At 63.5% G+C, this 23,043-nt stretch carries 21 protein-coding genes; 10 read left to right on the top strand and 11 right to left on the bottom strand.

What is annotated here, in order from left to right:
• The 6 genes from EOD15_RS07515 to EOD15_RS07485 all read left to right on the top strand — a co-directional run.
• Positions 1-726, top strand: a 726-nt coding sequence (locus EOD15_RS07515; protein WP_127408401.1) for a LysR substrate-binding domain-containing protein, incomplete at its 5' end; no start/stop codon positions are given.
• A gap of 218 nt (positions 727-944) precedes the next feature.
• Entirely contained in the window at positions 945-2,099 is a 1,155-nt protein-coding gene (locus EOD15_RS07510) for an ABC transporter substrate-binding protein (RefSeq protein ID WP_127322520.1), read from the top strand.
• A 221-nt stretch (positions 2,100-2,320) separates the two neighbouring features.
• Entirely contained in the window at positions 2,321-3,331 is a 1,011-nt protein-coding gene (locus tag EOD15_RS07500) for an ABC transporter ATP-binding protein (protein ID WP_127408400.1), read from the top strand.
• A gap of 14 nt (positions 3,332-3,345) precedes the next feature.
• Positions 3,346-4,296 (top strand): ABC transporter permease, encoded by a 951-nt coding sequence (locus EOD15_RS07495; RefSeq protein WP_206523047.1) that lies wholly within the window; start codon positions 3,346-3,348, stop codon positions 4,294-4,296.
• Positions 4,286-5,101: an ABC transporter permease gene (locus EOD15_RS07490; RefSeq protein ID WP_127320604.1), complete on the top strand. Its 816-nt coding sequence runs from the start codon at positions 4,286-4,288 to the stop codon at positions 5,099-5,101. Before EOD15_RS07495 ends, EOD15_RS07490 begins: the two co-directional genes overlap by 11 nt.
• A 104-nt stretch (positions 5,102-5,205) precedes the next feature.
• A complete protein-coding gene (locus EOD15_RS07485) occupies positions 5,206-6,633 on the top strand; it encodes a gamma-aminobutyraldehyde dehydrogenase (protein ID WP_127408399.1) in 1,428 nt (475 codons plus the stop codon).
• 138 nt (positions 6,634-6,771) lie between these two features.
• Here EOD15_RS07485 and EOD15_RS07480 read toward each other — a convergent pair whose 3' ends face one another.
• The 9 genes from EOD15_RS07480 to EOD15_RS07435 form a co-directional block, all read right to left on the bottom strand.
• Positions 6,772-7,086, bottom strand: coding sequence for a hypothetical protein (locus EOD15_RS07480; protein ID WP_127267881.1), 315 nt, complete (start codon positions 7,084-7,086; stop codon positions 6,772-6,774).
• 55 nt (positions 7,087-7,141) lie between these two features.
• Positions 7,142-7,504 (bottom strand): nuclear transport factor 2 family protein, encoded by a 363-nt coding sequence (locus tag EOD15_RS07475; protein ID WP_127320608.1) that lies wholly within the window; start codon positions 7,502-7,504, stop codon positions 7,142-7,144.
• A gap of 386 nt (positions 7,505-7,890) precedes the next feature.
• Positions 7,891-9,444 (bottom strand): alpha/beta fold hydrolase, encoded by a 1,554-nt coding sequence (locus EOD15_RS07465; RefSeq protein ID WP_127320610.1) that lies wholly within the window; start codon positions 9,442-9,444, stop codon positions 7,891-7,893.
• A 112-nt stretch (positions 9,445-9,556) separates the two neighbouring features.
• Positions 9,557-9,868, bottom strand: coding sequence for a formate dehydrogenase subunit delta (locus tag EOD15_RS07460; RefSeq protein ID WP_023811684.1), 312 nt, complete (start codon positions 9,866-9,868; stop codon positions 9,557-9,559).
• Entirely contained in the window at positions 9,858-10,688 is an 831-nt protein-coding gene (gene fdhD / locus EOD15_RS07455) for a formate dehydrogenase accessory sulfurtransferase FdhD (RefSeq protein ID WP_127320612.1), read from the bottom strand. The genes EOD15_RS07460 and fdhD overlap by 11 nt, the downstream gene beginning before the upstream one ends.
• Before the next feature lie 2 nt (positions 10,689-10,690).
• Positions 10,691-13,603 carry a formate dehydrogenase subunit alpha gene (gene fdhF, locus EOD15_RS07450; RefSeq protein ID WP_127320613.1) on the bottom strand — a complete coding sequence of 971 codons (2,913 nt, stop codon included), beginning with the start codon at positions 13,601-13,603 and terminating at the stop codon, positions 10,691-10,693.
• Between the two features lie 10 nt (positions 13,604-13,613).
• Positions 13,614-15,170, bottom strand: coding sequence for an NADH-quinone oxidoreductase subunit NuoF (locus tag EOD15_RS07445; RefSeq protein WP_127330693.1), 1,557 nt, complete (start codon positions 15,168-15,170; stop codon positions 13,614-13,616).
• Positions 15,167-15,646: a formate dehydrogenase subunit gamma gene (locus EOD15_RS07440; protein ID WP_127317731.1), complete on the bottom strand. Its 480-nt coding sequence runs from the start codon at positions 15,644-15,646 to the stop codon at positions 15,167-15,169. Before EOD15_RS07440 ends, EOD15_RS07445 begins: the two co-directional genes overlap by 4 nt.
• Before the next feature lie 176 nt (positions 15,647-15,822).
• Entirely contained in the window at positions 15,823-16,737 is a 915-nt protein-coding gene (locus EOD15_RS07435; protein WP_127267008.1) for a LysR family transcriptional regulator, read from the bottom strand.
• A 151-nt stretch (positions 16,738-16,888) separates the two neighbouring features.
• Between EOD15_RS07435 and EOD15_RS07430 the strand changes: the two genes are divergently transcribed.
• Together EOD15_RS07430 and EOD15_RS07425 are read left to right on the top strand one after the other, a co-directional pair.
• Entirely contained in the window at positions 16,889-17,530 is a 642-nt protein-coding gene (locus EOD15_RS07430; RefSeq protein WP_127267007.1) for a DUF47 domain-containing protein, read from the top strand.
• Positions 17,531-17,533: 3 nt separating this feature from the next.
• Entirely contained in the window at positions 17,534-18,538 is a 1,005-nt protein-coding gene (locus EOD15_RS07425; RefSeq protein ID WP_127317733.1) for an inorganic phosphate transporter, read from the top strand.
• 11 nt (positions 18,539-18,549) lie between these two features.
• On the opposite strand, the gene EOD15_RS07420 is transcribed toward EOD15_RS07425, so the two are convergent.
• Positions 18,550-18,927, bottom strand: a complete 378-nt coding sequence (locus tag EOD15_RS07420) for a VOC family protein (protein WP_127317735.1) — start codon at positions 18,925-18,927, stop codon at positions 18,550-18,552.
• A gap of 269 nt (positions 18,928-19,196) precedes the next feature.
• Here EOD15_RS07420 and EOD15_RS07415 point away from each other — a divergent pair, with 269 nt between their 5' ends.
• On the top strand, positions 19,197-20,378 hold the full coding sequence (locus tag EOD15_RS07415) for an Mrp/NBP35 family ATP-binding protein (RefSeq protein ID WP_127317737.1): 1,182 nt from the start codon (positions 19,197-19,199) through the stop codon (positions 20,376-20,378).
• A gap of 21 nt (positions 20,379-20,399) precedes the next feature.
• On the opposite strand, the gene EOD15_RS07410 is transcribed toward EOD15_RS07415, so the two are convergent.
• Positions 20,400-20,852, bottom strand: coding sequence for a carbon monoxide dehydrogenase subunit G (locus EOD15_RS07410; RefSeq protein ID WP_013528005.1), 453 nt, complete (start codon positions 20,850-20,852; stop codon positions 20,400-20,402).
• Positions 20,853-20,998: 146 nt separating this feature from the next.
• Here EOD15_RS07410 and EOD15_RS07405 point away from each other — a divergent pair, with 146 nt between their 5' ends.
• Positions 20,999-22,804 (top strand): IlvD/Edd family dehydratase, encoded by a 1,806-nt coding sequence (locus EOD15_RS07405; RefSeq protein ID WP_127317739.1) that lies wholly within the window; start codon positions 20,999-21,001, stop codon positions 22,802-22,804.
• The last annotated feature ends 239 nt before the right edge of the window (positions 22,805-23,043 follow it).

Raw genomic sequence — 23,043 nt, 5'->3', positions numbered from 1 at the left:
GGCCACCAGTTCCTGCGCCACGCGACGAAGATCCTCGCGGACGTTTCCGACGCGCGCCGCTCTTTCTCCGGCGAGCAGGCGGTGGCGGCCGGCCGGCTGCAGCTCGGCGTCACCTCCCTGGTTGCCGGTTATGTGCTGTCGGATCTGCTCGCCCGCTACCGCCGCGCCTATCCCGGCGTCGAGGTCTCTGCCATCGAGGACAATGGCGATTATCTCGAACACCTCCTGATTGGCGGCAAGCTCGACATTGCCGTCATGGTCACCTCCAATTTGCGCGACCGCACCGCGTTGCAGTCGGAAATCCTCGAAGTCTCGGCCTATCGGCTGTGGCTGCCGCTCGGTCATCCGCTCGTCGGCGCCGACATCATCAGCATTGGCGACATTGCCTCCGAAACGCTGATCATGCTGACGGTCGACGAGATCGAGGAGAATACCGGCAAGCTGCTGACGGCAATCGGCGCCAAGCCGCATGTCGCCTTCCGCACCCGTTCCGTGGAGGCCGTGCGCAGTCTGGTCGCCACCGGCGCCGGCGTGGCGCTGCTGCCCGACCTCGTCTACCGGCCCTGGTCGCTGGAAGGCGACCGCATCGAATCGCGCGATATTTCCGGCTCCTTGCCGGTGGTCCAGGTCGGCATGGTCTGGCGGCGCGGCTCCGGTCTGCCGCAGGCCGCGCGCGATTTCATCGGCCTTGCCCAGTCGCAGCGCACGGTCCGCCAGCGTCCCTGAGAGATCGGCTGCCCACTATCGGAAAAACCGATATCGCCCTTCTGATAAATGAATTTGCGAAACCGGAATTTTCAAAGCACTTTCGGTTCAGGGACCAAAGCCGCCATCAGAGCGGCATCAAGCCCAACGGACGAACTGACAGTTTTCAGTCCGCGCGTGACCCCTAGCGAAGACCGAAACCGGCCTTCGGGGCCAGGCGCCTAAATGGGAGATCGACAATGAATTCATTCCTGAAGTCATGCACTGCTCTGACGGTCGCGCTGACCTTCTCCGGTCAATCCGTCGCCCAGGTCAAGGAACTTGGCAAGGGCGAGGGCCAGGTCAACATCGTTGCCTGGCCGGGCTACATCGAGCGCGGCGAAACCGACAAGGGCTATGACTGGGTGACCTCCTTCGAGAAGGAGACCGGCTGCAAGGTCAACGTCAAGACCGCCAACACCTCCGACGAGATGGTCTCGCTGATGAATGAGGGCGGTTTCGACCTCGTCACCGCTTCGGGCGATGCCTCGCTGCGTCTCGTTGCCGGCAAGCGTGTGCAGCCGATCAACACCGATCTCATCCCGAGCTGGAAGATCGTCGACGAGCGCCTCAAGGACGCGCCGTGGTTCACCGTTGGCGGCGCCCATTACGGCGTTCCCTACCAGTGGGGTCCGAACGTCCTGATGTACAACACCGACGTGTTCAAGGAAGCTCCCAAGAGCTGGAATGTCGTCTTCGAGGAAATGAAGCTGCCGGACGGCAAGTCCAACAAGGGCCGCGTCCAGGCCTATGACGGGCCGATCCACGTCGCGGACGCCGCCAACTATCTGATGTTCCACAAGCCGGAACTCGGCATCAAGGATCCCTACGAATTGAACGAGGACCAGTACAAGGCGGCACTCGACCTGCTGCGCGTCCAGCGCACGCTGGTCGGCCGCTACTGGCATGACGCCGCCATCCAGGTCGACGATTTCCAGAACGAGGGCGTCGTCGCTTCCGGCTCGTGGCCTTTCCAGGTCAACACGCTGGTCGCCGCCAAGAAGCCGATAGCGTCCACCATTCCGGAGGAGGGCGCGACCGGTTGGGCCGACACCACGATGATGGAAGCCGATTCGGCCAACCCCAACTGCGCCTATATGTGGATGGAACATTCGCTGTCGCCCAAGGTGCAGGGCGACGTCTCGGCCTGGTTCGGTTCGCTGCCCGTGGTGCCCGCCGCCTGCAAGGGCAATGAGCTTTTGACCGACGAGGGCTGCAAGACCAACGGCTACGAGAACTTCGACAAGATCAAGTTCTGGAAGACCCCGGTGTCGAAATGCGCCACCCAGAACGACCAATGCGTGCCGTACTACCGCTGGGTGTCGGACTATATCGGCGTCATCGGCGGAAGGTGATTCCGCGCTTCGCCTGAGAGTGCAGCGCCGCCCCTCACCTTACCCTCTCCCCGTGAAGAAACGGGGAGAGGGGGGTCACCGGCCTTGGAGTGCTTCCCTTCTCCCCGTCACTATACGGGGAGAAGGTGCCGGCAGGCGGATGAGGGGCAGCGCAAACGCCCGAGCTAGAAGAACGCTGCATCGCAGCCCGAATTGATTTGCCTGACAGATCAGGACAGCCCATGACCTCCGCCGTCTCCTTCCAGAAAGCCTCGCGCCATTTCGGCAGCGTGCGCGCCGTCGACGCGGTCGATCTCGACATCGTGCCGGGCGAATTCTTCGCAATGCTCGGCCCGTCAGGTTCCGGCAAGACCACCTGCCTGCGCCTCATCGCCGGCTTCGAGCAGCCGACATCGGGCTCGATCTCGATCTTCGGCGAACGCGCCGAGGGCGTTCCGCCCTATCGCCGCAACGTCAACACCGTGTTCCAGGACTATGCGCTGTTCCCGCATCTGAACGTGCTCGACAACGTCGCCTACGGGCTGATGGTCAAGGGTGTCGGCAAGGCTCAGCGGCACAAGGCGGCGGAAGAAGCGCTGTCACTGGTGCGGCTGCCCGGCTATGGCGCCCGCCGCCCCGGCCAGCTTTCCGGCGGCCAGCGCCAGCGCGTGGCACTCGCCCGTGCGCTGGTCAACCAGCCAAAGGTGCTGTTGCTCGACGAGCCGCTCGGCGCGCTCGACCTCAAATTGCGCGAGAACATGCAGGAGGAGTTGAAGTCGCTGCAGAAGGCGCTCGGCATCACCTTTGTCTTCGTCACTCACGACCAGGGCGAAGCGCTGTCGATGGCCGACCGCGTCGCCGTCTTCAACGATGGCAAGATCATGCAGGTCGGCACGCCGGAAGATATCTACCAGCAACCGAAGACGCGCTTCGTCGCCGATTTCGTCGGCTCCTCCAACGTGCTGCCGCCGGATTTCGTCCAGCGCTATTCCGGCCAGCATCGCTGGGGCAGCCTGCGCCCTGAATCCATTCGTGTCGGCCGCGCGGCCAGCGCGGGCACAAGTGGCGAAGGCGTATCCGCCCGCCTCGTCTCGACCAACTATCTCGGCGCCACGACGAAGCTGGCGCTCGACGCCGACGGGCTGCGGCTGCACGCCATCGTGCCCGCCGGCACGGCCTTGCCTGGGGCAGGCGAGGCGGTGGTGCTCACCTTCAACCGCGAGCACCTGCATCTGATGGACGAGCCGGCATGAGCCTCGACGCCGCCATGATGCGTGCAACGGCGCCCGCCATCCTGCCCGGCAGCGGCGGCTTGCGCGGCGCGCTATCGGACCTTTTCTGGCGCAAGCCGAAGGTCCTGCTGCTGCTCATGCTGCTGCCTCCGGTTCTGTGGCTGGGTATCGTCTATATTGGCTCGCTGTTTGCGCTCCTGGCGCAGAGCTTTTTCTCCATCGACGAGTTTTCCGGCCTTATCAACCGTGAGTTCACGCTCAAGACCTATGGCGACCTGTTCCAGGCCGCCAATCTCGACATCATCCTGCGCACGGTGACGATGGCGGCCTTGGTCACGCTGGCCTCGGCCGTCATCGCTTTCCCCATCGCCTATTACGCGGCGCGCTATGCGCGCGGCCGCTGGAAGGCCTTGTTCTATCTCGGCATCATGCTGCCGCTATGGTCGAGCTATCTGGTCAAGATCTACGCCTGGAAGCTGATCCTGGCCAAGGAGGGCATCCTCACCTGGCTGCTCGCCAAGCTGCATTTGTTGTGGGTGCTCGACGCATGGCTGTCGCTGCCGATTGTCGGCGGCAATTCGCTGTCGGTGTCGTTCACCGGCACCTTCATCGTCTTCGTCTATGTCTGGCTGCCGTTCATGATCCTGCCGGTGCAGGCGGCGCTTGAGCGCGTGCCGGGCAATCTGGTCGAGGCCTCGTCCGATTTGGGGGCTTCGCCGGGACAGACCTTCCGCAACGTGCTGTTCCCGCTGGCCCTGCCGGGCATTGTCGCCGGTTCGATCTTCACCTTCTCGCTGACGCTCGGCGACTATATCATCCCGCAGATCATCGGCACCTCGCGGCTGTTCATCGGCCAGGCGGTCTATTCGCAGCAAGGCACGGCCGGCAACATCCCGCTCGCCGCCGCCTTCACCGTGGTGCCGGTCGTCATCATGGGCTTCTACCTCTGGGGCGCCAAGCGCATGGGGGCCTTCGATGCGCTCTGATGGTTCCCAGTCGGCTCCGCTCGGCCTGAAGATAGCCGCCGCCTGCGGCCTGCTGTTCCTGCATCTGCCGATTCTGCTGATCTTCGTCTATGCCTTCACCACCGAGGAGAAGAGTTTCGTCTGGCCGCCGCCCGGGCTGACGACGCAATGGTTCGCCGTGACCTGGAACCGGCCCGATGTCTGGCAGGCGCTGTCGCTATCGGTCAGGGTTGCCTCCATCTCGACTGCGATTGCTTTGGTCCTCGGGACGCTCTGTTCGGCGGCGGTGTCGCGGACAAAATTTTTCGGCCGCGAAACCATCTCGCTGCTGGTCATCCTGCCGATCGCGCTGCCCGGCATCATCACCGGCATCGCGCTGCGCTCGGCCTTTTCGCTCGCCGACATTCCGTTCTCGTTCTGGACGATCGTGCTCGGCCACGCCACCTTCTGCGTCGTCGTCGTTTACAACAATGCCGTCGCCCGCTTTCGCCGCACCTCCGGATCGATGATCGAGGCGTCGATGGATCTCGGAGCCGACGGTTTTCAGACTTTTCGCCATGTCGTGCTGCCCAACATCGCCACGGCACTGCTTGCCGGCGGCATGCTGGCCTTCGCGCTGTCCTTCGACGAGGTCATCGTCACCACCTTCACAGCCGGCCAGCAGCAGACGCTGCCGATCTGGATGCTGGAAGAACTGATCCGTCCGCGCCAGCGCCCGGTCACCAATGTCGTCGCCATGGTCGTCATGCTGGTGACGCTGCTGCCGATCCTTGCGGCCTATTACCTTACCCGCGATGGCGACCAGATCGCTGGAAGCGGGAAATGAAAAACAGCGAATAGGGAGTGGCGAATAGGGAATAGGGAAGATCGACGGTCAAACCCTACTCGCTTTCAGCTACTCGCTACTCGCTCCTGTTAAGGGAGAATCCAATGGACACCCAGATGCTGATCGGCTCGAAATTCGAGAAGGGCACCGAGACCGAGGAGCCGATCCTCAATCCAAAGACCGGGGCGACCATCCTCAGCCTGCCCGAGGCCAGCCAGGCGCAGATCGAGGCGGCGGTCACCGCCGCCGAACAGGCGTTCGTCTTGTGGTCGCGCACCACGCCGGCGCAGCGCTCCGGCTATTTGCTGAAGATCGCCGACCGCATCGAAGCCGACGCGAAGGAGTTCGCCACGCTCGAGGCGCTCAACTGCGGCAAGCCGATCAACGCTGTGCTCAATGACGAAATCCCGGCGATCGTCGATTGCTACCGCTTCTTCGCCGGCGCCGTTCGCTCGATGCCCGGCGTCGTCGCCGGCGAATATCTGCCCGGCCACACTTCCATGGTCCGGCGCGATCCGATCGGCATCGTCGCCTCCATCGCGCCGTGGAACTACCCGCTGATGATGATGGCCTGGAAGCTGGCGCCGGCGATCGCCGGCGGGAATACCGTCGTCTTCAAACCATCCGAGCAGACACCGCTGACGGCGCTGAAGCTGGCGAAGATCCTCGCCGATATTCTGCCGGTGGGCGTGGTCAATGTCGTGCTCGGCCGCGGCGACAGCGTCGGCAACACGCTGATCAATCATCCCAAGGTCAACATGATCTCGATCACCGGCGACGTCGCCACCGGCAAGAAAGTGCTGCAGGCGGCCGCCAAGTCGGTCAAGCGCACGCATCTCGAGCTCGGCGGCAAGGCACCGGTCATCGTCTTCGACGACGCCGATCTTGGCGCCGTGGTCAGCGGTCTGCGTGCCTTCGGCTATTACAATGCCGGCCAGGACTGCACCGCCGCCTGCCGCATCTACGCCGGCAAGAAGATCTACGACAAACTCGTCGCCGATCTCTCCTCGGCCATCTCGACCATCAAGTACAACCGTCCCGACGACACTGAAAACGAGATCGGCCCGCTCATCTCCCGCCGCCAGCGCGACCGCGTGTCGAGTTTCGTCGAGCGCGCCTCGGAACTGAAGCACATCGAGATCACCACCGGCGGCAAGCCGGGCGAGGGTTCTGGCTTCTACTACCAGCCGACCGTCGTCGCCGGCGCGCTGCAGGAAGATGAGATTGTCCGCCGCGAAGTGTTCGGCCCGGTCGTCTCGGTTACTCGTTTTTCGGAAGTCGACGAGGCGGTGAACTGGGCCAATGACAGCGACTACGGCCTGGCGTCATCGGTATGGACCAAGGATGTCTCGCGCGCCATGGCGACGGCCGCCCGCCTGCAATATGGCTGCACCTGGATCAACACCCATTTCATGCTGACCAACGAGATGCCGCATGGCGGATTGAAGCAATCCGGCTACGGCAAGGACATGTCGCTCTATGCGCTGGAAGACTACACCGCCGTGCGCCATGTGATGGTGGCTCACAGCTAGCGCCTTCCCTTCTCCCCGTTTTACGGGGAGAAGGTGGCCCGAAGGGCCGGATGAGGGGCAGCACGTCCCTGGCAAAGCCGGCTCCGCCCCTCATCTGCCTGCCGGCATCTTCTCCCCGTGAAACGAGGAGAAGAATCACTACTCCACAATGCGGTAAATATTCCACAGGCTGGTGCCCGACACGACATAGGGCTCGATCTCCTTGCCCCATTTGGCATGCGCGTCGATCTTGCCGATCTTGGCGAAGAACGCCTCCAGCTGGGCCAGGCTTTCGACCTGGTGATGGGACTCGACCGTCGCCTCCCGCGCGCCGATCGAACCGGTCATGATCTGGAATTCCAGCTCGTCGATGCCGACCTGCGAGCCGATCTCGCGTTCCCATTTCTTCAACAGGTCGAGCACGGTCTGCTTATGTCCGAACTTGGCGTCGATCTGCCATCTGGCGCTGAACATCGTCTTCTCCTCCAGGTTTGCGGCCCAGGCCGCGGTTGATCCACCGGCTGTTGGTCTACTCGTCCCAGGCCTGCACGACGGTCTGACTTGCGATCCGCCCGTCCTTCAGCTCCAGCATCGCCGCGCAGAACACCTTCGTGCCGTCCGGATAGGCGCAGGCTTGGGTGAAGGCGAGACTGTCGCCGTCGGCGATGGTGGTATCGACCTTGTGGGTCATCGCGCGGCTGCAGATGTCGTCCCAGAATGTGGTGATCGCGGCGCGTCCGCGGATCTCGCGCGGCTTGCTCGGCGGGTTGTTGCGGTCGATCACCCGCACCAGCGCGTCGTCGGCATAAAAGCTCGACAGCATCTTGCCGTCACGAGTTTCGATGGCCTTCTTGATCGCCGCACCATCCACTGTTTGGGTCTTGGTCAGCATGTCATCCTCCATTGGCCCGTCTTCCGGGCGGTTGATGGTCGAAGTGCTGCCGGGCGCTTGTCGCCAGGCAGTGGTTGTTACTGCGACTTCGCCTTGACGGCCGCGAACACGTCGTCGGCCTGCTCCTTGAAGGTCGTCAGATCGACCTGGCTGCCGTTGAGCATCGTCGGCCAGCGGCGCACGATCGCGGACATCGCCGCCTCCTCCTTGATCTCCTCATCGCTGGCGCCCTGCCGCTATCGCAAGCGATTTGAGTGTTTGGTTCGACGTCAGCATTTCCTCCTCCGTTCGCAGCACCTTTCCCGACGACATCCGCCTGGCCTGCATGGAGAGAATTGATAGCGCTGACCCGCCCATGGCCGCTTCGCCCGAAAGCGCCATGGCTCTCATGGCCCGTGCGGGCCAGGGTGCCTGGCCGAAAACGCCGCCGCCGCCGCCCGCGACGGCAGGTCCAGCTTGAGCAGTATGTTGGCGACATGGCGCTTGACCGTGTGTTCGCTCAGCCTCAATTCGGCGGCGATCGCGGCATTGCTCTTGCCGTCGGCGACGAGGCTCACCACCTCGCTTTCGCGCGCCGTCAATGCGGCCGGCTCGGCAACCCTGGGTTTGGGCCGGCAGGCGGGTTCCAGATGCTGTTCGGACGTCGCATGGACCAGCGCCAGCGGCTCTTCCAACTCGTCGACGCTGATGCGCCCGGCGTCGGTGAAATGCAGGCCCGACCCAGCCGCCAGATCGGCGATCAGACGCGACGCGATAATGTCGCCGCGGCCGGCATGGGCGGCCAACTGCATCGCCACCCGCGCCGTCATCCCAACGGGCGGACCGCGCATTTCGATCTCGCCGACATGCGCCCCTTGCGCGCTTGCCACGCCGATTTCCTGCGCCGCCTCGCGCAGGGCTGCCGCGCAGCGTATGGCGCGTGCCGGGCCGTCGAAGCGCGAAATCATCAACTCGCCATGCAGGCCCACAGAGCGCCCACCATGGCGTCCGACCAGCAGCCGCCAGGTTTCCTGGAAGCGTTGGCTGCGTTCGCTCCACATGCGGTCGCCGAGCCGCGCCGTATCGTAGATGCGTGTCACCAGAAGTGCCGCCAGCACGCGGTCCACTTCGCCTACGGCGCGCTCGCCGGTCAGGAATTCCTCTATCAGGTTGGCCACCCCATCGACATCGCCGGTCCAGATCGGATGGTCGCGTCCGTCAATCTCGACCAGCCGGGCGCCGGGAATCTTCTGTGCAAGGAAGCGGCTGGCATCGGGGTCGACCCGCGCATCGTTGCGGCGATGAATCACAAGCGTCGGCGCGCTGATCACGTTCAGGATGTGGCGGATGTCGACGTCGGCGTTCATGCGCGCCAGCGCCGCCGCCGCCGTCGGGCTCGCCGACAATCGTTCGAAACGTGCCCACCACTGGGCGAAATGCGCGTCGTCGACCCGGCTCGGCGCGAAATGGGGCAGAGTGGCGCCGGTGCCCCAGGCTGTCTCCGCCATCTCGATGAAAGCGTCGAGGCGTTCGGGCGACATCACCCATTTGTGGAAATGCGCATAGCCGCCATAGAGCGCCAGCGCCCGCGTCCGCTCCGGATAGGTGGCGGCGAACAGCATCGCCATCGGCGCGCCTTCGGAGGAGCCGAGCAGGGCTGCACGGCCGCTGCCGGCGGCGTCCATAACCGCGCGCACATCGTCCATCCGCGTTTCGAGACTGGGCAGGTTATGCGCGTCGACGCGGTCGGACAGACCCGTGCCGCGCTTGTCGAACAGGATCAGCCGCGAGAATGCCGAAAGCCGCTTCAAGAGCCTGGTATAGCCCTCGTCTTCCCAGTGCAGGTCGAGGTTGGAAATGAAGCCCGGCACGAAGACCAGATCGAGCGATCCCTGCCCGACCACCTGATAGGCGATCCTCATATCGCCGCTACGGGCGTATCGCGTCTCGATCGGCCTCACGAGATTTCCACCCCGGCCTGACGATTTCTGGTCGTCAAACCATAGCAGAACAGCGCGGATGCGGCAGCTTAAACTTTAGCGATGGCGAATGTAAGCCGGCGCGGCTTGGCGATTATTCCTGCGAGGCGGCGACGTCGGCAGGGGAGGGCTCGAGTCCGAGTTTGAGGTCGGCCGCGGCCGGCGTGATCGGCCGCCTGATCCTGGCGGAGGCGGCCACCACCAACTCGTTGAAGTTCCCGGTGCCGTCGTCCAGCATTTCGAAGAACTGCCGCCGCATCCTCGGCTCCCAGAACTTGTTGATGTGCTCGGCGACGCCGGCAATGCCTTCCTCGCGCGGCTTGGAATGGAAGAAATCGGCGATCTGGTTTGCCATGCGCACCAGCTTCTCGGCGGTGCTCATAATGTGTTCTTCGTCATGCGACATGCTTGGCAACTCCGCAAACCACCCGGTCGGGGTGGGTGAAAATATCAAAATCGTCGCCGCGAACCAGCGCCACCAGCGTCATGCCAGCCTCTTGCGCCGTGCGGATGGCAAGGGCGGTCGGCGCCGAGACGGCGATGATGAAGGCCGAGCCGATAGAAGCCGTCTTCTGCACCATTTCGACCGACACCCTGGATGTCACCACGACGGCACCGGATGCGCCATCGATGCCGGCCTTGGCCAGCGCACCGGCCAGCTTGTCGAGCGCATTGTGACGGCCGACATCTTCGCGCGCCATGACGATGCCCTTGCCAGGCATATAGAAACCGGCGGCGTGTACCGCTCCGGTCTCGGTGTGCAGCGGCTGCACTTTGGACAAAAGCTTGACCGAACGGGCGATGTCGTCGGCATCAAGCGTAAGGCTTGAGGCACCAACCGCATCGACCGAGCGCATTGCTTCCTCGATCGATTCGATGCCGCAAAGCCCGCAGCCGACCGGGCCGGCGAGCCTTCGCCGCCGCGCTTCGAAACGTGTGTCGGCTCGGTCCTTCAGGCGGATCTGAATGTCGATGCCGGCGCCATGGTCCTCGACCTCGATCGCTTCGATCTCTTCCGGCGCAGCCACAATGCCTTCGGTCAGCGAGAAGCCAAGCGCGAAATCCTCGAAATCGGCCGGGCTTGCCATCATCACCGCATGCGTGGTGCCGGCGAAGGAGAACGCCACCGGCGTCTCCTCCGGCACCATCCGGTCGGCAGCCGTCGTTCCAACCGCGCGGTGCGCCAGCCGCGATACCTGCGTCGTGGCTTTGCGGCGCGGGCTCAAGACTACTCCGCCGCCTGCAAAGACGCGATGCGCCGGCTCTGCTTGGCTTGCTCGTCATAGTCGCGCTGCCATTCCGACGGTCCGTTGGAGGCGCCGACCTGCACCGCCGTCACCTTGTATTCCGGACAATTGGTCGCCCAGTCGGAGAAGTCGGTGGTGATGACGTTGGCCTGCGTGTCCGGATGATGGAACGTCGTGTAGACCACGCCGGGCGACACCCGGTCGGTGATCAGCGCGCGCAGCGTCGTCTCGCCCGAGCGGCTGGTCAGCCGAACCCAGTCGCCGTCGCGCAAGCCCCGGTTCTCGGCATCGTGCGGATGGATCTCAAGCCGGTCCTCCGAGTGCCACATGCTGTTGTCGGTGCGCCTGGTCTGCGCGCCGACATTGTACTGCGACAGGATGCGGCCGGTGGTGAGCAGCAGCGGGAAGCGCGGTCCCGTCCTTTCGTCCGTCGCCACATATTCGGTCCGGATGAACTTGCCCTTGCCGCGCACGAACCCGTCAATATGCATGATCGGGGTGCCGAGCGGCGCCTTCTCGTTGCAGGGCCATTGCACGGATCCGACACGGTCGAGCAACTCGAAGGAGACGCCGGCGAAGCTCGGCGTGGTCATCGCGATCTCGTCCATGATCTCGGAGGGGTGCTGGTAGTTCCAGTCCAGCCCGATCGCACGGGCAAGCTCCTGCGTCGCCTCCCAATCGGCGTAGCGCGCCTTCGGCTCAAGAACCTTGCGCACCATGTTGATGCGGCGCTCGGCGTTGGTGAAGGTGCCGTCCTTCTCCAGGAAGGTCGAGCCCGGCAGGAAGACATGCGCGTAGTTCGCCGTCTCGTTGAGGAAGAGGTCATGCACGACGACGCATTCCATCGCGGCAAGGCCGGCGGCGACATGCTTGGTGTCGGGATCGGACTGCAGAATGTCCTCCCCCTGGATGTAGATGCCCTTGAAGCTGCCGTCGACGGCGGCATCCAGCATGTTGGGGATGCGCAGGCCGGGTTCGTCGTCCAGCTTCACGCCCCACAAGGTCTCATAGATATCGCGCACGGCTTCGCCGGAGATGTGGCGATAGCCCGGCAGTTCGTGCGGGAAGGAGCCCATGTCGCAGGAGCCCTGCACGTTGTTCTGGCCGCGCAGTGGGTTCACGCCGACGCCGGGCCGGCCGATATTGCCGGTGGCCATGGCGAGATTGGCGATTGCCATCACAGTGGTCGAGCCCTGGCTGTGTTCCGTCACGCCGAGGCCGTAATAGATCGCACCGTTGCCGCCGGTGGCGTAGAGGCGGGCGGCACCGCGGATCAGTTCGGGATCGACGCCGGACAATTTGCCGACGGTTTCGGGGCTGTTTTCCGGCAACGCGACGAACGATGCCCAATCCTGGAACTCCGTCCAGTCGCAGCGTTCGCGGATGAAGGCTTCGTCGAACAGGCCCTCGGTGACGATGACATGCGCCAGCGCCGTCAGCACGGCCACATTGGTGCCGGGCTTCAGCGGCAGGTGATAATCCGCTTCGATATGGGCCGATTTGACCATCTCGGTGCGGCGCGGATCGAGCACGATCAGCTTGGCGCCCTGGCGCAGCCGCTTCTTCAGCCGCGAGGCGAACACCGGGTGAGCGGAAGCCGGATTGGCGCCGATGATGACGGCGACGTCGGTGAAGTCGACGGAATCGAAATCCTGCGTGCCGGCCGAGGTGCCATAGGTCTGGCCGAGCCCGTAGCCCGTCGGCGAATGGCAGACGCGTGCGCAGGTGTCGACATTGTTGTTGCGGAAACCCTGCCGCACCATCTTCTGGACGAGGTAGGTTTCCTCGTTGGTGCAGCGCGACGAGGTGATGCCGCCGATCGAGGTGCGTCCATACTGGTACTGGATACGGCGGAATTCCTTGGCCGTATGGGCGATCGCCTCTTCCCAGCTCACCTCGCGCCACGGGTCGGTGACCTTTTCGCGGATCATCGGCGACAGGATGCGGTCCTTGTGGGTGGCATAGCCATAGGCGAAACGGCCCTTGACGCAGGAGTGGCCGTGGTTCGCCTTCCCCTCCTTATAGGGCATCATGCGAACGACTTCGCCACCCTTCACCTCGGCCTTGAACGAGCAGCCGACGCCGCAATAAGCGCAGGTGGTGACGGCGGAGCGCTCCGGCAGGCCCTTGGCAAGCACCGTCTTCTCGCGCAGCGCATCGGTCGGACAGGCCTGCACGCAGGCGCCGCAGGACACGCATTCCGAATCGATGAACGCCTCGTGCATCCCCGCCGAAACCCGGGATTCGAAGCCTCGTCCCTCGATGGTCAGCGCGAAGGTGCCCTGCACCTCTTCGCAGGCCCGCACGCAGCGCGAGCAGACGATGCATTGCGAGGCATCATAGGTGAAATAGGGGTTGGATTCATCGCGGGCGATGTAGTCGACCGCCAGCGAGCCATGGCCGGGCGCCACGCCACCTTCCGGCTTGACGTGGTTGCGGCCTTCGATGCCGTAGCGGTTCTCGGTCAGGCCGATCGACTTCGCCACCGCATCGAACTCGCTCGCGCCGGTTCCGGCCTGTTCGTTCCAGCCGGTCGGATGGTCCGAGACATAGAGTTCCATGACGCCGCGGCGAATGGCGTCAAGCCGCTCGGTCTGCGTGCGCACGATCATGCCTTCGCCGACGGGCGTCGTGCACGATGCCGGCGTGCCGCCGCGTCCTTCGATCTCGACAAGGCAGACACGGCACGAACCGAAGGAGTCCAGCATGTCGGTGGCGCAAAGCTTCGGGATCTCGACCCCGCCTTCCATCGCGGCACGCATGATCGAGGTGCCTTCCGGCACGGTGATGCTGCGCCCGTCGACGTTCAGCGTGACCTGCTTCTGCGCCTTCGATTGGGGGGTTCCGTAGTCGATCTCTTCGACGAGGGAAGGGAAGTCGGCCTTGATGTTCATCTGCCAGCTCCTATTCGGCAGCCACGCGCACGGGCGCGGGCTTGAAGTCGTCGGGGAAATGGGTAATCGAGCTCATCACGGGATAGGGCGTGAAGCCGCCCAGCGCGCAGAGCGAACCGAACTTCATCGTGTTGCAGAGGTCGGTGACCAGAGCGAGGTTCTTCTCCGGCTCGATGCCTGCGACTATTCTGTCGATGGTCTCGACCCCGCGCGTCGAGCCGATGCGGCAGGGCGTGCATTTGCCGCAGCTTTCGATGGCGCAGAATTCCATGGCAAAGCGCGCCTGTTTCAGCATGTCGGCGGTGTCGTCGAACACCACGATGCCGGCGTGGCCGATCAGCCCGTCCTTGGCCGCGAAGGCTTCATAATCGAACGGCGTGTCGAACAGCGCGCGCGGGAAATAGGCGCCGAGCGGCCCGCCGACCTGCACCGCCTTGACCGGACGTCCCGTGGCCGTACCGCCGCCGATATCGTCGATGATTTCGCCCAGCGTCATGCCGAAAGCGGCTTCGAACAGGCCGGCATATTTGACGTTGCCGGCGATCTGGATCGGGATCGTGCCGCGCGAGCGGCCCATGCCGAAATCCTTGTAGAAGGCCGCACCCTTGTCCATGATGACAGGCACCGAGGCCAGCGAGATGACATTGTTGATCACCGTCGGCTTGCCGAAAAGCCCCTTATGCGCCGGCAGCGGCGGCTTTGCGCGCACCATGCCGCGCTTGCCCTCGAGCGAATCGAGCAGCGCCGTCTCCTCCCCGCAGACATAGGCTCCGGCGCCGACCCGGATCTCCATGTCGAACGCGTAAGGTGAACCCAGCACGCTGGCGCCAAGAACGCCGGCCTTGCGGGCGACCTCGACGGCCTTGTTCATCACCGCCACCGCATGCGGATATTCCGAGCGGACATAGACAAAGCCCTTGGTCGCGCCCGTGGCTATACCGGCGATCGTCATGCCTTCGATCAGCACAAACGGATCGCCCTCCATGATCATGCGGTCGGCGAAGGTGCCTGAATCGCCTTCGTCGGCGTTGCAGACGATGTATTTGCGGTCGCCTGCGGTATCGAGCACCGTTTTCCACTTGATGCCGGTCGGGAAGCCGGCGCCGCCGCGCCCGCGCAGGCCCGATTCGGTAACCTGGGCGACGATGTCGGCAGGCGTCAGCGCCAGCGCGTTCGTCAGTCCGTTCAACCCGCCATGCTTCTTGTAGGATTCGAGCGAAAGCGGATCCGTGACGCCGCAGCGCGCGAAGGTCAGCCGCGTCTGCTTGGCGAAGAAGGGGATCTTGTCCGGTGAGCCCAGCCAGCGCTTGTGATGGCCGCCGGTGAGGAAGCCGCCGTCGAACAGGCTTTTGACGTCGGACGGCTTTACCGGCCCATAGGCGACGCGGCCGTTCGCTGTCGCAACTTCGACCATTGGTTCGAGGAAATAGGCGCCGCGCGACCCGTTGCGCACGATCTTGGCTTCGATGCCGCGCTCGGCGAGCTCGCCGGCGATCGCCTTGGCGACCTTTTCGGCGCCCAGCGCCAGTGCGCCGGAATCGCCGGGAATGTAGATACGCGGGATCATGAGCGCACCTCTGCAACGATCTCGTCGAGCTTCTCGTCATTGAGTCGCCCGATCACCTCGCCATCCAGCATTGCGGCGGGCGAACAAGCGCAAAGGCCCAGACAATAGACCGGCTCCAGCGTCACCGAACCGTCGCGGGTCGTCTCATGGAAGCCGATGCCCAGCAATTGCTTCAGCTTGGCGGCGATGGCGTCCGAACCCATCGACTGGCAGGATTCCGCCTGGCAGAGCTTCAGCACATGCCGGCCTGCCGGGTGGCTGCGGTAATCATGATAAAAGCTGACGACGCCGTGCACCTCGGCCCTGGAAATGTTCAGCGCCTCGGCGATGACCGGCAGCGCATCCTTGGGCACATGGCCGAACTCTTCCTGGATGCCGTGGAGGATCGGCAGCAACGGGCCTTCGAGGCCCTTCATCTCCTGGATGATCGCGGCCGTGCGCGACGTGATCTCGGTACTTGCAGGCTGCATTGTCATGCAGCGCCCTCCCTATCGTAGCGACCCATACATATCGGCCAGAAGCATCAAGCTGTTTTGGAACAACGACATGCGCGTGCCGCTTTATCGCTAAGTGCTTAAGAAACCAGAGAAAACCTCTGAAATCAATAAAGCGGTTTCGTTGCACGATAGAAATTTTCTATCGCTCCGTTCGGCTAACTCTGTCTAGCGGAACGGTTGGCGTGGAAATCGTCCGCCAGCGCCATTGCCTCGTCCAGCAGCGCCGAGACCAAAGGTGTGTGCGGTTCGCGCGGTGTCGCCACCAGGCCGACCGTGTGGCTGGCATCCGGCTCGACAATCGGAATGGCCCGGATCGGCTCGGAAAAGCCGAATGTTTCCGCAAGGTTGAGCGGCATGATCGACGACCATTTGCCGGTGCGGATGTGCGAAAACAGCACGATCATCGAATTGGATTCCAGCGTCGGTCGCACCTGCACGCCGGCTTCGGCCAGATGCTGATCGATGATGCGGCGGTTCTGCATGTCTGGCGTCAACAGGCACAGCGGCAGGCTTGAGAGCTCTGCCCATGTCACTTTGTCGCGGTCGGAATAGGGATTTCCCATCGCGGTGATCAGTTGGTAGCGCTCGTCATAGAGCGGCACGCTGGTCACCCGCCCCAGCGGCTCGTTGTCGAGATAGGTGATGCCGGCATCGATGTCGAAATTGCCGAGCAGCGACAGCACCTCGATCGAGGTCCGCGACAGCACCGAAAAGGTGACGCCTGGATGCTTTTCGCGAAACGGCGTCGTCAGCCGCGGCAGCATGGCGAGCGCCGTCGGAATGGCGGCGATGCGGATACGGCCCGAAAGTCCGTGGCGCGCCGCGCGCATTTCCTCGCGCATGGTCCTGGTGTCGCCGACGATGCGGCGTGCCCACACCAGCACCTGTTTTCCCTCCGGCGTCAGCCCCTGGAAGCGTGAGCCGCGCAGGACCAGCATAACGCCAAGCTGGCCCTCCAACTGCTTGATGCCGGCCGAGAGCGTCGGCTGGGTGACGCCGCATACCTCCGCCGCTCGGCCGAAATGCTCCTCCCTGGCGAGCGCGATGAAGAATTCCAGCTTGTCGATCATGCGATCTTTCCGGTGGTTCGCTGCAAGGTCGGGGAAATCGCGCCTCACCGCAAGCGCGATGCACAATTGCCCTGCATCCACACCTTTAAGCCGGCTACCTGTTTCCCGCGGCGCGATGCGGCGCTATGTGGATGAAACTGGGAGATCGACCATGCTGGGCTGGTTCCGCAAGCTTTTGCCGCGCGAAGATCGCTTCTTCGACCTGTTCGAACGACATTCGCGCACCGTGGTCGGCGGCGCCGAGGCGCTGGAGCAGCTTCTCCAGGGCAGGGATATCGACCTCTGGTGCCAGAAAATCGTCGATCTCGAAGATGAGGCCGACCACATCACCGCGGAAGTCCTGCTGGCGGTGCGGCGCTCCTTCATCACGCCTTTCGATCGCGGCGACATCAAGGACCTGATCCAGTCGATGGATGATGCCATCGACATGATGCACAAGACGGTCAAGACGGTGAAGCTGTTCGAGCGCAAGGAATTCGATCCGCTGATGCAGGAAATGGGTGGCGTCATCGTCGCCGCCGCCAAGCTGGTGGCCGAGGCGATCCCGCTGCTCAACAAGGTCGCGACGCACACGGTGCGCCTCAACGCCATCGCCGAAGAGGTGATGCGCGTCGAAAGCCGGGCCGACGACCTGCACGAGCAAGGGCTGAAGGATCTCTTCAGGAAGCACGGCAGCAGCGATCCGATGGCGTACATGATCGGCAGCGAGATTTATGGCCAACTGGAAAAAGTGGTCGACCGCTTCGAGGACGTCGCCAACGAGATCAGCGGCATCGTCATTGAGAATGTCTAGGTGATGGAAGCCACCATTGCCTTTCCCGTGCTGGTCGGCCTCGTCGGCGTCGCGCTGTTCTTCGACTTTCTCAACGGCCTGCACGATGCCGCCAACTCCATTGCCACCATCGTCTCCACCCGCGTGCTAAGGCCGCAATACGCGGTATTGTGGGCGGCTTTCTTCAACTTCATCGCCTTCATGTTCTTCGGCCTCCACGTTGCCGAGACCATAGGTAAAGGTATCATCGACGTCAGCATCGTCACCCCGGCGGTGATCTTTGCAGCCCTCGTCGGCGCCATCGTCTGGAACATCGTCACCTGGATCGCCGGCATCCCTTCGAGCAGCTCACATGCGCTGATCGGCGGCCTGGTCGGCGCCGGTGTGGCCAAGGCAGGCGTGGGCGCCATCGTCTGGACAGGGCTTGGCAAGACGGTTGCGGCAATCGTCCTGTCGCCGGCGACCGGCTTTATCCTGGCGCTCGTCCTGATTCTTGTCGTCTCGTGGCTCTTCGTGCGCCAGACGCCGTTTGCGGTCGACAGCACGTTCCGCGTCATGCAGTTCTTTTCCGCCTCGCTCTATTCGCTCGGGCACGGTGGCAATGACGCGCAGAAGACCATGGGCATTATTGCCGTGCTGCTCTATTCGCAAGGCATGCTTGGCGCGACTTTCCATGTACCGCTCTGGGTTGTCCTCACCTGTCAGGCGGCGCTGGCGCTAGGCACCCTGTTCGGTGGCTGGCGCATCGTCCACACCATGGGCTCGAAGATCACCCGGCTGAACCCGATGCAGGGTTTTTGCGCCGAGACCGGCGGGGCGATCACCCTTTTTGCCGCGACCTGGCTCGGCATTCCCGTATCGACCACGCACACCATCACTGGCGCCATCATCGGCGTCGGCGCCGCCCGCCGCGTCTCGGCCGTGCGCTGGGGCATTGCCGGCAACATCGTCATTGCCTGGATCGTCACCTTGCCGGCCACCGCTTTGATTTCGGCGCTCACCTACCTGGCGGTTGGCCTGGCGAGGTGACGTAAAGAAATCTACCTGTCCACAAGGTTCAGGATGTTGCCGTCCGGGTCCTTGAACCAGGCGACCTTCATTCCGTAACCGACGTGGAGATCGCCCTCCAGCGTCAAGCCCGGCATCTCATAGTGCTCGAAGGTGACGCCCTTCGTCTTCAGTTCCTTGACGATGCTGCCGATCTCGTCGCCAACCATCCATGTCACCGCTGTCGCCTTGTTGGTTCCGGCAAATTGGGAGTGATAGACGTTGATGGTGGTATCGCCACTTTTGTAGACGATCAGTTCGCCCCCCTCGTCGTGCACCTGTTTCAAGCCAAGCGTTCCCTCATAGAAAGCCTTGGCTTTCGCGAGATCCTTCACCGCGAGATTGGCCGTTGCATTGCTGTTTGCGAGCATGATGGTCTCCTTTCCTGGTTGTCGACCCCGTGCTGGTCACCGAAATAGGTCGCCGCGATCGTTTGACGACTGTCGCTCGACCTGATTGTTGGCCGCATCGGCGCTCGATTATCTGGAAGACGTTTGGCGCGGATGAAATCCGACAGGACCCGCCGCTTTTCCAGGCACGCCAAGGCAGCCATTGCTCCACGGCTTGGTTCTGTCCGGAAACTGCATTATCTCAGGTGCAAGCTGCATCTCAGGCGCAAGCTGCGTAAGGAAAAACTGCCATGTCCGTCACCAAGGAAATCGTCACCGAGCGTCTGAAGACGGTCAACGGGCCGGATTTCACCGGCAACATCGTCGACCTCGGCATGGTTTCGGAGATTTTCATCGCCGACGGGAAGGTCTTCTTCTCGATTACCGTTCCCGCCGCTCGTGCCCAGGAAATGGAGCCGCTGCGCGCCGCCGCCGAGCGCGTCGTCAAGGCAATCCCCGGGGTCGCCGGCGCGGTCGTCGCGCTGACGGCCGAGAAGAAGGGCGGCGGCATGGAGGCGCCGGTTCCGTCGCGCCCCGCACCCAGGCCCGTTCCGCCGGCTGCGCCCGCTGCCGCCGCGCCGCGTGCGGCTCCGCACGCGCCCGCCTCGCACAGTTCGGGCAAACGTGGCGTGCCCGGTATCGAGGCGATCATTGCCGTTGCTTCCGGCAAGGGCGGCGTCGGCAAGTCGACCACCGCCGTCAACATCGCGCTCGGCCTCGCCGCCAACGGCCTGCGCGTCGGCGTGCTGGATGCCGACATCTACGGACCGTCCATGCCCAGGCTGCTCAACATCCACGGCCGGCCGCAGACCGTCGACGGCAAGATCCTGAAACCGATGGAGAATTACGGCCTGAAGGTAATGTCGATGGGTTTCCTCGTCGACGAGGAAACGCCGATGATCTGGCGCGGCCCGATGGTGATGTCGGCGCTGACGCAGATGCTGCGCGAGGTCGAATGGGGCCGTCTCGACGTGCTCGTCGTCGACATGCCGCCCGGCACTGGCGACGCGCAGTTGACCATGGCCCAGCAGGTGCCGCTGGCTGGTGCTGTCATCGTCTCGACGCCACAGGATCTGGCCCTGATCGACGCGCGAAAAGGCCTCAACATGTTCAAGAAGGTCGACGTCCCGTTGCTCGGCATCGTCGAGAACATGAGCTATTTCATCGCCCCGGACACCGGCAAGCGCTACGACATCTTTGGCCATGGCGGCGCCCGCCGCGAGGCCGAGCGCCTCGGCGTCACCTTCCTCGGTGAGGTGCCGCTCGAAATGGGCATTCGCGAAAGCTCGGATGCCGGCACGCCGGTTGTCGTCTCCAAGCCCGATGGCCCCGAAGCGAAAATCTACCGCGACATCGCCTCGAAGGTCTGGGACCGGGTCAACGAAGAGCGTGGTGCGGCTGCTGCTGCCGTGCCGAGTATTGTGTTTGAATAGCAGGCGCCGCCGTGCTGCAGCCTAGGCCGCGCCGACCTTCTCGCCAAAGCTGGAAAAAAACTGTCCAGCCAGTTTCTTCGAGGTCGATTCGATCAGACGGCTGCCAAGCTGTGCGATCTTGCCCCCGACATCGGCCTTGGCCGCGTAGTTCAATATCGTGGCGTCGGGTCCATCCGCCGTCAGCGTCACGTCGGCGCCCCCCTTGGCGAAGCCTGCAATGCCGCCCTTGCCTTCGCCCTGGATGGTGTAGGAGTGCGGCGGCTTCAGGTTCTTCAGCGTCACTTCGCCGTTGAACGTCGCCTTGATCGGTCCGATCTTCACCACCACGGTTGCCGCCATCTCGGTCGGCGACTTCATCTCCAGGCTCTGGCAGCCGGGAATGGTCGCCTTCAAGACCTCGGGATCGTTCAGCGCTTCCCACACTTTTTGCAGCGGTGCGGCAATGCGCTCCTCGCCTTCGATCACCAAAGCCATGAAAACCTCCCGGACAAGACTGCCCGAACCCGTAACGCACGGCTCGGTGCGTGTCTATCGCACCAAAGTCCGGTTGCGACCGCACGCCCTCTTGCCTGCTCCCGCGCGTTGCCATATCGATTTGTCTTACAAATACGGAGACCATGATGGCAGGCGCCCCCACCCATAAGAAAAAATTTCGCTCGCAGGAGTGGTTCGACAATCCCGACAACCCGGGCATGACGGCGCTCTATCTCGAGCGCTATCTCAATTACGGTCTGACGCGCGCCGAACTGATGTCCGGCAAGCCGCTGATCGGCATCGCCCAGACCGGCTCGGATCTGTCGCCTTGCAACCGTCACCATATCGAACTCGCCAAGCGTGTGCGCGAAGGCATCGTCTCGATGGGCGGCATTCCTTTCGAGTTTCCTTGCCATCCGATCCAGGAGACCGGCAAGCGCCCGACCGCGGCACTTGACCGCAACCTTGCCTATCTCAGCCTTGTCGAGGTGCTCTACGGCTATCCGCTCGATGGCGTCGTGCTGACCATCGGTTGCGACAAGACGACGCCGGCCCTGCTGATGGCGGCGGCCACCGTCAACATCCCGGCGATCGCCCTGTCGGTCGGCCCGATGCTCAATGGCTGGCACAAGGGCAAGCGCACCGGCTCCGGCACCATCGTCTGGGAATCGCGCCAGCGGCTTTCGGCCGGCGAGATCGATTATGACGAGTTCATGGACATCGTCGCCTCGTCGGCGCCGTCCACCGGCTATTGCAACACCATGGGCACCGCCACCACGATGAACTCGCTGGCCGAGGCGCTCGGGATGCAATTGCCGGGCTCGGCCGCCATTCCCGCGCCCTACCGCGAGCGCGGCCAGATTTCCTATGAGACCGGAAAACGCATCGTCGAGATGGTGCATGCGGATCTGAAGCCGTCCGACATCATGACGAGGGAGGCTTTCGAGAACGCCATCGTCGTCAACTCGGCCATTGGCGGCTCGACCAACGCGCCTATCCATCTCAACGCCATCGCCCGCCACCTTGGAGTCAAGCTCGACAATGACGACTGGCAGACGGTCGGCCTCAATGTGCCGCTGCTGGTCAATTTGCAGCCGACGGGCGAATACCTCGGCGAGGACTACCATCATGCCGGCGGCGTGCCGGCGGTCATTGCCGAACTGATGAAGGGCGGGCTGTTGCCGCATCCCGGCGCGCGCACCGTCAACGGCAAGTCGATCGGTGAGAACAGCGAGGGCGTCGCCAACGAAAACCCCGACGTCATCCGCTCTGTCGCCAAGCCGCTGAAGGCCAATGCCGGCTTCATCAATCTTCGGGGCAATCTGTTCGATTCGGCGATCATGAAGACCAGCGGCATCTCGCCGGAATTCCGCGAACGCTATCTCTCCAACCCCAAGGATCCCGAGGCTTTCGAAGGTAACGCCATGGTTTTCGACGGGCCGGAGGATTACCACGCCCGCATCGACGACCCGGCGCAAGGCATCGACGAACACACCATCCTGTTCATGCGCGGCGCTGGCCCGGTCGGCTATCCCGGCGGTGCCGAGGTCGTCAACATGCAGCCGCCGGCCTATCTCATCAAGAAGGGCATCCACGCGCTCGCTTGCATCGGTGACGGCCGCCAGTCGGGCACGTCGGGTTCGCCCTCGATACTCAACGCCTCGCCGGAAGCCGCGATCGGCGGCGGACTGGCGCTGCTCAAGACGGGCGACCGGGTTCGCATCGACTTGCGCAAGGGCACGGCCGACATCCTCGTCACCGACGACGAGATCACCCGGCGCCGCGCCGAGTTGCAGAACAATGGCGGCTTCCACTATCCCAAGCACCAGACGCCCTGGCAGGAGATCCAGCGCGGCATGGTCGCGCAGTTCTCGGAGGGGATGGTGCTGAAGCCGGCGGTGAAATACCAGGATGTCGCGCACACCAGCGGTGTCCCCAGAGACAATCATTGATCTGAATCGACGGATGGCGGCTTGATCAAATCAGGCCGCCGTCGGTTTTCCGGTCAGCGTGTTGCATCCCGGCCGGGTGGGTCGAGAACGGTCACCGTCCTTGACAAGCGCGCCCAACAAATCCACCATCATGACAAGGGGTGCATCGCGACGACCCCGTGAGGCGTCAGCCCAACGTTCGCGTCCAAGCTTCTCTTTTCAGGAGGTGGACGCCATGCCGTCAACAACCGCTATCACCG

The organism is Mesorhizobium sp. M7A.T.Ca.US.000.02.2.1, from assembly GCF_003996995.1.
Lineage (GTDB): Bacteria > Pseudomonadota > Alphaproteobacteria > Rhizobiales > Rhizobiaceae > Mesorhizobium.
The sequence above is the reverse complement of the archived record's forward strand: the minus strand, read 5'-3'. Positions and strand labels throughout refer to the sequence as shown.